Genomic DNA, 13,561 nt, shown 5'->3' on the forward strand with positions numbered 1-13,561 from the left:
GGGATCAGGGTGGTTGTGTGTCGATTCTTGTCTCGACACCGTGTGGATACGAAAAAGCCCCGTCACCTTCCGATGACGGGGCTTCCGCTGATGTGCGCCCGAAGGGATTCGAACCCCCAACCTTCTGATCCGTAGTCAGATGCTCTATCCGTTGAGCTACAGGCGCCCGGCCCACAAACGCATTACCGTTCAAGGCCGAGTACTACCTTACATGCGGGTTTACGGAACGCCAACTCGGGGTTCTGTGATCTCTGCCGCACCACAATCCCGGGACACTATGTTCGGTTTACGCTACTCTGGTCTAGTCACAAGGGACGGAGCTGGAATTCGTGGACCGCACAGCGGGCACGAGTCCGAACGGACATCGAGCACCCCCACACAATGTCGTGAGTGATGGCCCGAGAGGGCCGAAACCTGTTGAGGGGAACAATTAATGACTGACATCGTCGTCGGAAACAGCGACAAGCTGAAGCCAGCCGTGGAAGAAGCCCTGAAGAGCGCACCGACTCAGCACCAGCGGTTGCTGGACTGGGTCCGCGAAGTCGCTGCATTGACTGAGCCGGAGACCATCCATTGGGTGGATGGCTCCCAGGAGGAATGGGACCGTCTCACGAGTGAGCTCGTGGACGCCGGGACCTTCGTCCGGCTCAATGAGGATGAATTTCCCAACTCATTCGCCGCGTTCTCCGATCCGGAGGACGTCGCCCGCGTGGAGGAGCGCACGTTCATCTGCTCCAGCACGCGAGAGGGCGCCGGGCCCACCAACAACTGGGTGGATCCGGAGGAGATGAAGGCGACCCTGACCGAGAAGTACCGGGGTTGCATGCGTGGGCGCACGTTGTACGTGATCCCTTTCGTCATGGGCCACCTGGGTGCCAAGGATCCGAAGTTCGGCGTCGAACTGACGGACTCCGCCTACGTCGTGTGCTCGATGCGCATCATGGCGACCATCGGGCAGGACGTTCTGCGCACGATGGAGGAAAAGGACGCCTTCTTCGTGGAAGCCCTCCATTCCGTGGGCGCGCCTCTGGACGAGGGGCAGGACGACGTCGCCTGGCCGTGCAACCCGGACAAGTACATTGTGCAGTTCCCCGAGGACCGCGCGATCTGGTCCTTCGGATCGGGATACGGCGGAAATGCCCTGCTCGGCAAGAAGTGCTACGCCTTGCGCATCGCCTCGGCCATCGCGCACGACGAGGGCTGGCTTGCGGAGCACATGCTGATCCTGAAGGTCACCGACCCCCAGGGCGAGACCCACTACATCAGTGCGGCCTTCCCGTCGGCCTGCGGCAAGACCAACTTCGCGATGATCGAACCCACCATCGAAGGCTGGAAGGCCGAAATGGTCGGGGACGACATTTCCTGGATCACCTTCGACGACGAAGGCAAGCCCCGGGTGATCAACCCCGAGGCCGGCCTGTTCGGCGTCGCACCCGGAACCGGGTGGACCACCAACCCCAACGCGATGCGCGGCGTCGCCAAGGGCAACACGATCTTCACCAACGTGGCTCTGACGGACAACGGCGGTGTTTGGTGGGAAGGCATGACCGATGAGGTCCCTGAGCACCTGATCGACTGGAAGGGGCAGGACTGGACCCCGGACTCCGGTCGTCCCGCGGCACACCCGAATTCGCGGTTCTGCACGCCGATCGAACAGTGCGATATCGTCGCGCCCGAGTACAGCGACCCCGACGGCGTCCCGCTGTCGGCGATCGTCTTCGGCGGCCGCCGCAAGACCACGGTCCCGCTCGTGTCCGAATCGTTCGACTGGAATCACGGCGTCTTCCAGGGGGCCACGCTGTCCTCCGAGACCACCGCAGCTGCGAAGGGCCAGGTCGGCGTCGTGCGTCGCGACCCGATGGCCATGCTGCCGTTCATCGGTTACAACGCGGGTGACTACCTCCAGCATTGGGTGGATATCGCGAAGAAGTACGGCGAAGAGAACATGCCGAAGATCTTCTACGTGAACTGGTTCCGCCGCACCCCGGACGGTGGATTCGCCTGGCCCGGTTTCGGCGAGAACTCGCGCGTGGTCAAGTGGATCGTCGAACGCCTGCAGGGCACGGCCGGTGGCAAGGAGACCCCCGTCGGTATCGTCCCGAACGTCGAGGACTTGGACCTGACTGGGTTGGACGCCGACCCGAAGGATACCGAGGCCGCCCTCGCGGTGAACGTCGACGAGTGGAAGGAAGAACTTCCCGGAATCGATGAGTGGTTCGAGAAGCTTGGCGACCACGTTCCCGCGGAGGTCAAGGAGCAGAGGGACGCCCTGGGCGCCCGTCTCGACGGCTGATACCGGGAGCACGATGAAGGACGCCGCCCGGCCGCCCTCAGTGGGCGGACCCGGCGGCGTCCTTTGCATGTGATGGGGCTGGTCGAGGCCCCGACGACTTCGGGGCCCTGGCAGCGGGCCGCCCGGGCAGCGGGCCGCCGGGGCAACCGCGCCATCCGGGCAACCGCGCCGTCCGGACCCTGTCGGCCTTCTGGCCGTGCCGCAATTACTGCCGGATCAGCCCCAGGACCTCGTCGCGAACGCGTTCCATGGTTGCCGGGTCAGGGCCCTCGACATTGAGCCGCAGGAACGGTTCGGTGTTCGAGGGGCGCAGGTTGAACCACCAGCCGTCGGTGCGATGGGTGAACGTCGTCCCGTCCATGTCGTCGACATCGATGGGCTCGTCGGCCAAGGCTTCACGAACGCGCGCGACCGCGGCCGCCTTGTCCTCGATCTCCGAGTTGATTTCGCCGGATGCGACGTACGGCGCATACTTCTCGGCCAGCCCGGACAGCGGTCGCTCCTGCGTCCCCAAGGCCGCCAGCACGTGCATGGCGGCGAGCATCCCGGTGTCGGCGTTGAAGAAGTCCTTGAAGTAGTAGTGGGCCGAATGCTCGCCGCCGAACACGCCGTTCTCGCGAGCCATGACGCCCTTGATGAAGGAATGCCCCACCCGCGTTCTCACGGCCCGGCCGCCCAGGGACTCGACGAGCTCGGGCACGGCCTTGGACGTAATCAGATTGTGGATGACCACAGGCTCTTCGGTGCCGTCGGCCTGGGCACGGGCAATCTCCCTCTCGGCCACCAAGGCAGCGATCGCGGACGGAGTGACGGGGTCCCCCTTTTCGTCGACCACGAAACACCGGTCGGCGTCACCGTCGAAGGCCAGGCCGAGGTCCGCTCTCTGTTCGACGACGGCGGCCTGCAGATCGCGCAGATTTGCCGGTTCCAGCGGATTCGCCGGATGGTTCGGGAAGGTGCCGTCCAGATCGAAGTACAGCGGGCTGACGTCCAGCGGCAGCGCGGGCAGGACGGCGTCGCCGAGAACGGCAGGCGTCGTCATTCCCGCCATGCCGTTGCCGGCGTCGACGACGACCTTCAGCGGGCGGATGGACGACAGGTCCACGAGGTTGCGCAGGTACTGGGCGTAATCGACGAGAATGTCCCGTTCCGAAACGCTCCCGGTGGTCTCCAGGGCGACGACGCCGCTCTCGAGATAGCGCTGGGCGGCATCGCGGATATCGAACAGTCCGGTCTCGGAGGAGATCGGGACGGCCCCTGCCTTGGCCATCTTCATGCCGTTGTACTCGGCGGGGTTGTGCGACGCGGTGAAAGTGACACCGGGGGCGTCGAGGACACCGCACGCGAAGTAGAGTTCGTCGGTCGAGATCAGGCCGATCTTCACGACGTCGGCTCCTCGGGCCGTGGCCCCGTCCGCGAACTCGTCCATGAATTCGGGGGATGAGGGCCTCATGTCGCCGCCGACCAGAACGGTCTTTCCCGAGAGGTCAAGAACATCGACGAAGGCGGCACCCGTGGCACGCACGCTTTCCCGTGTGATGGACTGGCCCACGATCCCGCGGACGTCGTAGGCCTTGAACGACTCTTGTAGGTTAATGCTCACCCGCACAATTCTACGTGGGCGCCCTCCGAAAACCCTCGGAATCGCCGGGGTGACAGCCATCATAGCCTTGGGGTGCGACTGCGTTGCGGGAACCGGTTGTGGTTGGATGATGGGTATGGGTCAGCTGCTCAAAATGGTAAATCCAGTCCAGAATTATGCGTGGGGAACGCGGGATACGCTCGCCCGACTTCGCGGCGAGAACAAGCCCGCTTCCGAACCGGAAGCCGAGCTGTGGGTCGGGGCGCATGCCAAGGCGCCGTCCTCGGTGCTCACGGCCGGAGGAACGAAGTCCCTGGCCGACTGGGTCGACGAGGACCCGGAGACGGTCCTGCCGGAAGGCACCTCCGGATTCCCGTTCCTGTTCAAGATTCTGGCCATCGATTCGCCCCTGTCCCTCCAAGTCCATCCTTCCGAGCAACAGGCCGTCGAAGGATTTGAGAAGGAGAACCGGGCGGGCATCGCGCTCGGCGCGAACGAACGCAATTACAAGGACGACCGTTCCAAACCGGAGACCGTCATCGCGTACTCGCCGGTGCGTCTCCTCACCGGGATCCGGCCAGCGGCCGAACTCAAGCGGATCGCCAAGGAACTCAACCTCACGTGGCTGGCCGAACTGGCGGATTACGACGCCGCGGAGATCATCAAGGCCATCTTCGCCAAGGACGAGACGAGCTCGGCCCTGGCATTGGATGCGACGGTGAACGCGGCCATGGACTGGAGTCTGGCTCATCCCTTCGACGAGGACGACGCCGCCTACCGTCGCGACCGTGAGGGCTTCGACCTCGACGCCGTCGCCGACCTCATCCTGTTGCTCCACGATGCCTACCCCGGTGACCGGGGGACCCTGGTGGCCGTGGCCATGAATCAGCTCTTTCTGAAACCCGGGGAGTCGGCCCACACACCGCACGGGCAGGTCCACGCGTACCTCCAGGGCACCGCGATCGAGATCATGAATCCGTCCGACAACGTGATGCGGGCCGGACTGACGCCCAAGCACATCGACATCAAGGAACTGCTCTCCGTGGTCGTCGCCGACCAGCCCGCCCCGGACCTGGTGCTCCCCGCGGAGCAGCAGCCCGGCGTGGCCCGCTACGGCCTCTGGGACTCACACATGCACGTGGACCACGTGGCCGTGTCGCCGGACACTCCCGTCGAGTACACCTGTGATGGGCTCTCGGCTATCCTGTGCGTCGAAGGCGACGTCGAAGTGGCCGGTGCCGGCGAACGAATTGGCCTGCGCGGCACGGAATCGGCACTGCACATCGGGTCGCGGGACGTCCTGACCCTGTCCGGAAACGGCCAGGTGTACACGGCCGTCCGGACCTGACCCCGATCGTCCACGCAGGGAGAACACCCAACCCATGAATCGACCCGTCGCCGCATCAACCCGAGCGACAGAAACGGATGCGAACATGCCGTTGCAGGAGCAGGAACGAGCTCCTCGCCGTGGCCCCGACCTGCCGCTCGGCGTCGTCGCTCTCGTCGCCCTGGCGGCCCTCGTGGTCTTCATGGGTGGGCTCAAGTTCATCTCGGAGATCTTCGGGCCCATGTTCCTGGCCTATTCGCTCGTCGTCGCGGTTCGACCGATGCGATTGTGGCTGGCCGACCGCAAGGTTCCCCGGTGGCTCGCGACGGTTCTGGTGGCGCTGTTCCTCTATGCGATATTGCTCGCCATTATCGGGTCCATGGTCGTGTCGGTCCTCCAGCTCGTCGAGACCCTTCCGAATTACAGCGGAAAATTCGCGACCCTCTACCAGCAGACGCGCCACTTGCTGAGCGACTACGGTCTCAGCGAGACGGACGTCGGGGATTCTCTGCTCGAATACCTTCAGCCGAGCCGAATCCTCAGCGCAGCGACCACGATCCTGAGCGGACTGTCATCCGCGGGGTCGCAGCTGTTCGTGCTGGTGATGGTGATGGCTTTCCTCTTCATCGACGCCACGATCATCCCCGGACGTCGCTCGGAAATCGCAAGCGCCAAGCCGGGTCTCGGCCAGGCCTACGCGGACTTCAGCCACAGGACCTCGAAGTACTGGGTCGTCAATACCGTCTTCGGCGCGATCGTGGCCGTTCTGGACACGATAGCCCTGATGATTCTGGGGGTCCCGCTGGCCTTCACCTGGGGCGTGTTCTCGTTCGTCACGAACTACATCCCCAACATCGGGTTCGTCATCGGCCTGATCCCGCCGGCCCTGCTCGGACTGCTCGCCGGCGGACCGGCCACGGCCATCTGGGTCGTGGTGCTGTACTCCGTGATCAACTTCGTCGCCCAGTCGGTGATCCAGCCGAAAGTCACCGGGGACGCCGTCGGCCTCAACACGACCGTCACTTTCGTCTCGCTGATCTTCTGGTCGGCGATCGTCGGCCCGCTGGGCGCGATCCTCGCCGTCCCGCTGACGCTGTTCTTCAAGGCGATGTTCATCGATTCGGACCCGAGATCGCGTTGGATCGGCGTGGCCTTCGACTCCAGGGGCAAACCGAATGATCTGCGCTGGTCGGAACAACTCGTCCACGAGGACGGTCGGTATTCGCTGAGGAAGACCTACGGTCCCGAACCCGGGGAGGACGCCGAACCTCCCGCGAGTCTGACCGCGCGAAAACGCCGGCTCAAACGCGAAAAACGCCGGCGGCTGAAGCAGCAGAACACCCAATAGACGCGAACCGTCAGCCATCACTCCCGAAAGAGCATCATGAAAGTCATCCTCACCGTGACGGGCCTGGACCACGAAGGCATCATCGCCGCCGTCTCCACTGGTCTGGCCGATCTTCACGTCAACATCCTCAATGTCTCCCAAACCCTCATGGAGGGCTACTTCACCATGATCATGCAGGGTGAATTCGACGAGTCGAAGCAGACCATCGAAGACATCCAGGCGGCGATGGAACCCATCGGTCAGGCGGCGCAGGTCGAGATCCGGATCCAGTCCGAGGCCATCTTCGAAGCCATGCACACCCTCTAGGACGTCCCGCCATGATCGATACGAACGCCAATATCCTCGAAACCATCCAGATGATCGAGGAAGACAAACTCGACATCCGCACGGTGACCATGGGCATCTCGCTGCTCGACTGCATCGATGCAGACGGGGCCAGGGCGCGGGCCAAGATATACGACAAAATCACCCAGCGCGCGAAGAACCTGGTCGGGGTCGCCGAAGGGATCGAGGCCGAACTCGGGATCCCGATCATCAACAAGCGCATCGCGGTCACCCCGATCTCGATCGTGGCCGGCGCATCGGGCGATTCCGACTACCTCGAATACGCCCGCACACTCGACCGGGCCGCGCGCGCGGTCGGCGTCGATTTCATCGGCGGATTCTCGGCGCTGGTCGACAAGGGGCAGACCGAAGCCGATCGCATTCTCATGTCCTCGATTCCTCGGGCGCTCGCGGAAACCGACGTGGTCTGCTCTTCGGTGGACATCGGCTCGTCACGCGCCGGCATCAACATGGATGCCGTGCGGGACATGGGAGAGGTGATCCGCGAGACGGCGGATCTGACGGGTGAAGCCCACGGTTTCGGTTGCTCCAAGCTCGTCGTTTTCGCCAATGCCGTCTCGGACAATCCCTTCATGGCGGGGGCTTTCCACGGCGTTCAGGAGACGGACTGCGTGGTCAGCGTCGGTGTCTCAGGTCCCGGCGTCGTCAAGCGTGCCCTGGAAAAGGCTCCCGGGGCGTCCTTGAATGTCAGCGCCGAGGTCATCAAGAAGGCCGCTTTCAAGACCACGCGCGTGGGGCAACTCGTCGGGAACCTCGCGGCAGAGAGGCTCGGGGTCTCCTTCGGGATCGTGGATCTTTCCCTCGCGCCCACGGCCGAGGTCGGCGACTCCGTGGCGCGGGTTCTCGAGGAGCTCGGCCTCGAGGTGGTGGGAACCCACGGGACCACGGCGGCGTTGGCGCTGCTCAACGACGCCATGAAAAAGGGAGGCCTCATGGCATGCTCTCGCGTCGGTGGGTTGTCCGGGTCCTTCATCCCGATATCGGAAGACATCGGCATGATCGAGGCCGCGGCTTCGGGGGCCATCACCCTGGACAAGCTCGAGGCGATGACAGCCATCTGCTCCGTGGGGCTCGACATGGTCGCCGTTGCCGGAGACACCCCGGCGTCCACGCTCTCGGCCATGATCGCCGACGAAGCGGCCATCGGCGTCATGAACCACAAGACGACCGCCGTGCGTGTGATCCCCGCGGTCGGTCTCGGGGTGGGCGACGTCGTCGAGTTCGGCGGGCTCTTGGGACGGGCGCCCGTAATGCCCGCGCACGAAGGGTCCTCGGAGATCTTCGTCCGCAGGGCGGGCCACATCCCGTCCCCGGTCCACGGTTTCCGGAACTGACCCGCGCCCCTCGGCGGTCAGTGGCGGAGTATCAGGCTGGCGGCCATGGCCTCGAATGCCAGGCGCGGGCTGACATTGGTCGAGATCCGTCTGCGCGTGAGATTGATCGTGTCGATCTGCTCCAGGGTCCGTTCCGCGCTGGAATTGAGCGCGTAGTCGGACAGCTCCCGTTCCAAATGGTGATTGACCAGACGTGAGCCCGTTTTCAGCTGGAGTGTCAGCACGTCCCTGTAGAAGGTCGAGAGGTCGATGAGGAAGCGGTCGAGGGTGTCGACCTGAATCCGTTTGGCACGCCGCTTCTGGTCCTCCTCGAGGCGACGTACGGCGGCCTTGATGGTCGGCGGCACCCGGCCGGACTCGGGCGCGCCGAGAGTCACGAGCAGGTCTGCTTTTTCCTGGTCGTTGCGTTCCTCGGCATCGGCGGTTGCCTCGGCCTCCGCCGTGGAGATGAGGCGATCCGCGGCGGCCACGGCCGAGCTGATCCCACCCAGGCCCAGGGGGAGCCGCACCACGTCCTCGCGGCGGGCTTTCGCCTCGGGGTACAGCGCGAGCCGACGAGCAATTCCGATGTGTCCCTGTGCCAGGCGTGCAGCCTGCTCCGCGGTCTCCGGATCGACTCCGTCCCTGCGCCCAAGAAGCTCCGCGACTTCCTCGGCCGTGGGGACTTTCAGAGTGATGGCGCGGCACCGTGACCGAATGGTCACCAGGACGTCGACCGGGCTCGGCGCGCAGAGCAACCAGATCGTGTGCGGAGGAGGTTCTTCGATCGCTTTCAGCAAGACGTTGGACGTGCGTTCGGGCATGCGATCGGCGTCCTCGACGATCATGACCCGCCACCGGCCCACGGCGGGGCGGTCCTGGGCCTTGACCACGAGGTCGCGAGCCTCTTCGATCTTGATCTGGACATTCTCGGTCGCGAAATTGGTGACGTCCGCGTGCGCTCCGGACATGGCCGTACGGCACGATTTGCACTCCCCGCACCCCCTCTCCGCCGGGTCCGGTTTCTCGCAGAGCAGCGCCGCAGCCAGGGCGCGTGCGGCCGTTGACCGCCCTGATCCTGGAGGTCCCGTGAACAACCAGGCGTGCGGAGGCAATTCCGACGCCGCCGCCTTGCGGAGCTGGACGACGGCCTGTTCCTGGCCGACCAACTGGTCCCAGACGCTCATGGTGTCTCACCCGCCATCAGGGTCGGCAGGACGCTGTCCCACACCCTGTCCGCGACCTCGTCGACGGAACCGGAACCATCGATCACTGTTTTCTTCGATCCAGGGCTCCGAACCAGACCCTGGAACGATTCCCGCACGCGGGCATGGAACGAGTCGGGCTCCGTCTCGAGTCGATCCAGTGCGCCTCGGGAGGCCACGCGGTTGCGTGCATGTGAACCGTCGACGGACAGGAAGACCGTCAGATCCGGGACGAGATTCTCCGTGGCCCACAGGGAAAGATTCGTGACGGCGTCCTCGCCCAGCCCCCGTCCGCCGCCCTGGTAGGCGGCCGAAGAGTCGATGTATCGGTCGCACACGACCACGGCTCCGCGTTCGAGGGCCGGTGCGATGAGCTGATGCGCGTGGGCGGCGCGGGAAGCGGCATACAACAATGCTTCGGTGCGGGCGTCGATCACTCCGTTGCCCGTCTCGAGCACGAGGGAACGGATCTTCTCTCCGATATCCGTTCCTCCGGGCTCTCGGGTCAGGACGACCTCGCGGTCCAGCCTTTGGCGGATCCGGTCCTCGAGAATCCGCGCCTGAGTCGACTTCCCGGTACCGTCCCCGCCTTCGAACACGATGAAGGTTCCGGGGCGCCGGGAAGTCACTTCGGGCGGTGAATAGTGGAGCTCTGAAGTCACCCTCGTAGCCTATCGAAATCAGGGGCGGTCCATGGGCGCGCACCCCGGTTTGCCGTGGGCGGACGGGTAATCTGTGGACTATGCACCAGAATTCCTCGGATATCCACGGACGCAAGGGGCACGAGCCCGACGAGATCGTCGCGGAAGAAGCGCGCGCCGAACATCAGGGCACGGACGCCGATTCGCCGTGGTCGCGCGAGACCCTGGTCGTCTCGGCGGGGCGACCGGAGAGGGAACATGACGCCCCGGTGAATTCGCCGATCGTTCTCTCTTCGACGTTCCACGGCGCTGGCCCCATTCTGCCGGAGGACCGCGCCTACGGTCGGTTTACGAACCCGACGTGGGAGGACCTGGAACAGGTTCTCTCGTCCCTCGAGGGGTCGGAGCTGCCGGCTCTGCTCTTCGGTTCGGGCATGGGCGCCGTCGCCGGCGTCGTGGGCCAGGTCCCCGTGGGGTCGGTCATCGTCATGCCGGAGCACACCTACTTGGGGTCGATGTCCTTGGTCCGTCAGATGGAACGGCGTGGTGTCTGCACACTTGTCGAGGTGGCCATCGAAGACACGGATCGCGTGATAGAGGTTCTGACCGAGCGGGCGCGTTCCCTCCCCGAACCCGCCCCTGGTGCCGAGGCCCCGTACGTTCTGTTCTGGCTCGAAAGCCCGACCAACCCCATGCTGGAGGTCGCGGACCTTCCGACCCTCCTGGCGGCCGCCCGTGGCCTGGGAATTCGAACGGCCGTCGACAACACCTTCGCGACCCCGCTGGTGCAGCGCCCCCTGGAATGGGGTGCGGACTTCGTGGTTCACTCGGCAACCAAGTATCTGGCCGGGCATTCCGACGTCGTCATGGGGGCCGTTGTGACTCGTGACCCCGCGCTCAGGGAAGCGACTCTGGCCCAGCGCTCGCTGGGAGGAGCGATCGCCGGACCCGTCGAGGCGTGGTTGGCGTTGCGCGGACTGCGAACCCTGTCCTTGCGTATCCGGCAGTCGTCGGCATCCGCGCAGGTTCTCGCGGAACGACTGCGCGATCATCCGGCCGTCGCCGAAGTCAGGTACCCCGGCTTGCCGGAGGACCGCGGACACGATCGGGCCAAGGCACAGATGAGCAACTTCGGCTCGGTGCTGTCGGCGACCCTGGATGCCGACGCCGAGACGACACAGCGGGTCGTCGAGGCCTTGCGGCTCTGGACGCCGGCGACCTCGTTGGGCGGCGTGGAATCGCTGGTCGAGCGACGTCGCCGACACTCGAACGAGGCCCAGAGCGTCAGCGAGGCGCTTCTGCGACTGTCGGTGGGCATTGAGGACGTCGAGGATCTCTGGTCGGATCTGAGTCAGGCTTTGGACCACGTCGAGAAGCGATAGGGTGAACGCATGGAGATCTTGACCATCACGATGGCCCTGGAACGAATCATCGATCTTGCGCTCGGGCTGATCCTCTTCCTGCTCGCGCTGTGGGCCTTCGTCTCAGCGCTCGGGGCGAGCGACCACGCCTACCAGTACTCCTTCAAACGCACGAAGAAGTTCTGGGTACTCGTCACGGGAGCCTGCCTGCTTGCCGCCGTGATATCCATGCTCGGCGCCCTGCGCGGCGGTTCCTCGAGCCTGTTCCTCCAATTGATCGCCGCGTCGGCGGTGGGCGTGTTCCTGGCCGATGTCCGTCCGGCGGTCCGCACCAGGAAATAGCTCCTTCCGCAGGGCCTTTACCGGCCTGCGCGATGACGAACGCACAACGGACAGTGCCCCGGGTTCGCCCGGGGCGCTTTTATTTCCTGTGGATTTCCTCCCGATGAGGTCCCGGAAAGTGGAACAATGGGGGACATGGCTGAAACGTACAAACTTGTTCTGCTGCGTCACGGGCAGAGCGAATGGAACAAAGAGAATCTGTTCACCGGTTGGGTCGATGTGCCCCTGTCCGACCAAGGGCGGGAGGAAGCCGTCCGTGGTGGTGCACTGCTCAAGGAGCGCGGCATCCTTCCGGACGTCGTGCACACGTCCTTGTTGCGTCGTGCCATGAACACAGCGAACCTCGCGTTGGACGAGGCCGACAGGCTGTGGATCCCGGTCAAGCGGAACTGGCGTCTCAACGAGCGTCACTACGGCGACCTTCAGGGCAAGGACAAGGCCGAGGTTCGGGACAAGTACGGCGAGGAACAGTTCATGCAGTGGCGTCGTTCCTACGATGTTCCGCCGCCGCCCCTGGACGATGACTCCGAATTCTCCCAGGCCCATGATCCGCGGTATGCGGACGTCGAAGATGCTCCCCGGACGGAGTGCCTCAAGGATGTTCTCGAGCGGATGCTTCCTTACTGGCACGAGGGGGTCAAGCCGGATCTTGCAACGGGCAAGACGGTTTTGGTCGCCGCACACGGCAATTCCCTGCGGGCCCTGGTCAAGCACCTGGACGGTATCGCGGATGAGGACATCTCCGGCCTGAACATCCCGACCGGAATTCCGCTCTATTACGAGCTGGATGAGAATTACAAGCCGGTCAAGCCCGGTGAGTACCTGGACCCGGACGCGGCTGCGGACGCGATCCAGGCCGTTGCGAACCAGGGCAAGAAGTAGCCCGTATCCCACGACGCACACCAGCCGCCCGATCAATCCCATGGTCGGGCGGCTGGTGTGCGTCGTGGCGCGTTCTGCGTTGAACGGGACCTGACCCGGCCCACGCGGTCCGGGCACATGGTCTGGGTTACGAGTGGCTTGCCGTCGGGGCGGAGTCCCATTCGCCGGTCACGAGGTACGTGACCTTTCGGGCCACGGAGACGCCGTGGTCGCCGAAACGCTCCATGTAACGGGAAACGAGCGTCATATCGATGGTCGTCTGGGCATCGGACCCCCAGTCCGCTTCGGCGATGTGAGCGAAAACGGACTCGTGGAGCACGTTGATTCGACCCTTGGCCGCATAGATCTCGTCCGCGTAGGCCAGTTCCCGCGTCTCGAGCAGGTGGATGACGTTGTTGATGATCGCTTTGTCGTGATCGATGATTTCTTGGAAGGTCGGTACGAGGTCCTCGGGAACTGAAGTCTCCGGGTACCGCAACCGGGTGACCTGAGCGAGGTGACGTGCGAGGTCGCCTGCGCGCTCGAGGGAAGCACTCATGCGGAGCGCGCCCACGATCATGCGCAGGTCGGATGCGACGGGACCTTGCAGCGCCAGGAGGTCGATCGAACGCTCGTCGAGCTGGTTCTGGAGGAAGTCGATGCGGGCGTCGTCGGAAATGACCTGCTCGGCCTCCTGAATGTCCGCGTTCAGCAAGGAATCCGACGCGCGGTCGAAGGCCGTTTCAACGAGATTCGCGATCTCGACGAGGTCGTCGCCCACCTGCTGGAGCTCGGCCTGAAAAACTTTGCGCACGATGAAACGGTCCTTTCCTGACAACGCGTATCTACCTGTCGAGTCTGGCCATCTCGCGTAAACGCAGTGCCGGCCTTGGGTGAACCTTAGTTGAATCCATGGATGTGAACCATGCTCCGAACGGTGTCG

At 64.4% G+C, this 13,561-nt stretch carries 12 protein-coding genes and 1 tRNA gene; 8 read left to right on the forward strand and 5 right to left on the reverse strand.

Annotated features, from left to right (window positions below; genetic code table 11):
* Nucleotides 1-93: 93 nt before the first annotated feature.
* A tRNA-Arg gene (locus ACTSLZ_RS04365) sits at nucleotides 94-166 on the reverse strand.
* Between the two features lie 267 nt (nucleotides 167-433).
* Here ACTSLZ_RS04365 and ACTSLZ_RS04370 point away from each other — a divergent pair.
* Nucleotides 434-2,293: a phosphoenolpyruvate carboxykinase (GTP) gene (locus tag ACTSLZ_RS04370; RefSeq protein ID WP_129315129.1), complete on the forward strand. Its 1,860-nt coding sequence runs from the start codon at nucleotides 434-436 to the stop codon at nucleotides 2,291-2,293.
* Nucleotides 2,294-2,498: 205 nt separating this feature from the next.
* On the opposite strand, the gene ACTSLZ_RS04375 is transcribed toward ACTSLZ_RS04370, so the two are convergent.
* Nucleotides 2,499-3,896 carry a phosphomannomutase/phosphoglucomutase gene (locus ACTSLZ_RS04375; RefSeq protein WP_443095841.1) on the reverse strand — a complete coding sequence of 466 codons (1,398 nt, stop codon included), beginning with the start codon at nucleotides 3,894-3,896 and terminating at the stop codon, nucleotides 2,499-2,501.
* Nucleotides 3,897-4,029: 133 nt separating this feature from the next.
* Here ACTSLZ_RS04375 and manA point away from each other — a divergent pair, with 133 nt between their 5' ends.
* Genes manA through ACTSLZ_RS04395 form a run of 4 tightly spaced genes read left to right on the forward strand, consistent with a single transcriptional unit; the run spans nucleotide 4,030 to nucleotide 8,229 of the window.
* Nucleotides 4,030-5,223 carry a mannose-6-phosphate isomerase, class I gene (gene manA, locus ACTSLZ_RS04380; protein ID WP_178980245.1) on the forward strand — a complete coding sequence of 398 codons (1,194 nt, stop codon included), beginning with the start codon at nucleotides 4,030-4,032 and terminating at the stop codon, nucleotides 5,221-5,223.
* A gap of 34 nt (nucleotides 5,224-5,257) precedes the next feature.
* The gene (locus tag ACTSLZ_RS04385) at nucleotides 5,258-6,550 is read left to right on the forward strand and encodes an AI-2E family transporter (RefSeq protein WP_178980244.1); all 1,293 of its coding nucleotides are present in this window, start codon (nucleotides 5,258-5,260) and stop codon (nucleotides 6,548-6,550) included.
* 36 nt (nucleotides 6,551-6,586) lie between these two features.
* On the forward strand, nucleotides 6,587-6,856 hold the full coding sequence (locus tag ACTSLZ_RS04390) for an ACT domain-containing protein (protein ID WP_129315125.1): 270 nt from the start codon (nucleotides 6,587-6,589) through the stop codon (nucleotides 6,854-6,856).
* Between the two features lie 11 nt (nucleotides 6,857-6,867).
* Nucleotides 6,868-8,229 carry a PFL family protein gene (locus ACTSLZ_RS04395; protein WP_443095842.1) on the forward strand — a complete coding sequence of 454 codons (1,362 nt, stop codon included), beginning with the start codon at nucleotides 6,868-6,870 and terminating at the stop codon, nucleotides 8,227-8,229.
* 17 nt (nucleotides 8,230-8,246) lie between these two features.
* Here the strand turns inward: ACTSLZ_RS04395 and ACTSLZ_RS04400 are convergent, their stop codons facing one another.
* Nucleotides 8,247-9,395, reverse strand: a complete 1,149-nt coding sequence (locus tag ACTSLZ_RS04400) for a DNA polymerase III subunit delta' (RefSeq protein WP_129315123.1) — start codon at nucleotides 9,393-9,395, stop codon at nucleotides 8,247-8,249.
* A complete protein-coding gene (tmk, locus tag ACTSLZ_RS04405) occupies nucleotides 9,392-10,075 on the reverse strand; it encodes a dTMP kinase (protein ID WP_443095843.1) in 684 nt (227 codons plus the stop codon). The genes ACTSLZ_RS04400 and tmk overlap by 4 nt, the downstream gene beginning before the upstream one ends.
* Nucleotides 10,076-10,155: 80 nt before the next feature.
* Between tmk and ACTSLZ_RS04410 the strand changes: the two genes are divergently transcribed.
* The 3 genes from ACTSLZ_RS04410 (at nucleotide 10,156) to ACTSLZ_RS04420 (ending at nucleotide 12,639) form a co-directional block, all read left to right on the forward strand.
* A complete protein-coding gene (locus ACTSLZ_RS04410; RefSeq protein WP_443095844.1) occupies nucleotides 10,156-11,436 on the forward strand; it encodes a trans-sulfuration enzyme family protein in 1,281 nt (426 codons plus the stop codon).
* Between the two features lie 9 nt (nucleotides 11,437-11,445).
* Nucleotides 11,446-11,757 carry a DUF2516 family protein gene (locus ACTSLZ_RS04415; protein ID WP_238692338.1) on the forward strand — a complete coding sequence of 104 codons (312 nt, stop codon included), beginning with the start codon at nucleotides 11,446-11,448 and terminating at the stop codon, nucleotides 11,755-11,757.
* Nucleotides 11,758-11,892: 135 nt separating this feature from the next.
* Entirely contained in the window at nucleotides 11,893-12,639 is a 747-nt protein-coding gene (locus ACTSLZ_RS04420) for a phosphoglyceromutase (RefSeq protein ID WP_397555754.1), read from the forward strand.
* Between the two features lie 127 nt (nucleotides 12,640-12,766).
* Here ACTSLZ_RS04420 and phoU read toward each other — a convergent pair whose 3' ends face one another.
* Entirely contained in the window at nucleotides 12,767-13,432 is a 666-nt protein-coding gene (gene phoU / locus ACTSLZ_RS04425) for a phosphate signaling complex protein PhoU (RefSeq protein ID WP_178980239.1), read from the reverse strand.
* Between the last annotated feature and the right edge of the window lie 129 nt (nucleotides 13,433-13,561).

The sequence above is a fragment of the Rothia koreensis genome, assembly GCF_052232265.1.
GTDB classification, from domain to species: domain Bacteria; phylum Actinomycetota; class Actinomycetes; order Actinomycetales; family Micrococcaceae; genus Rothia; species Rothia koreensis.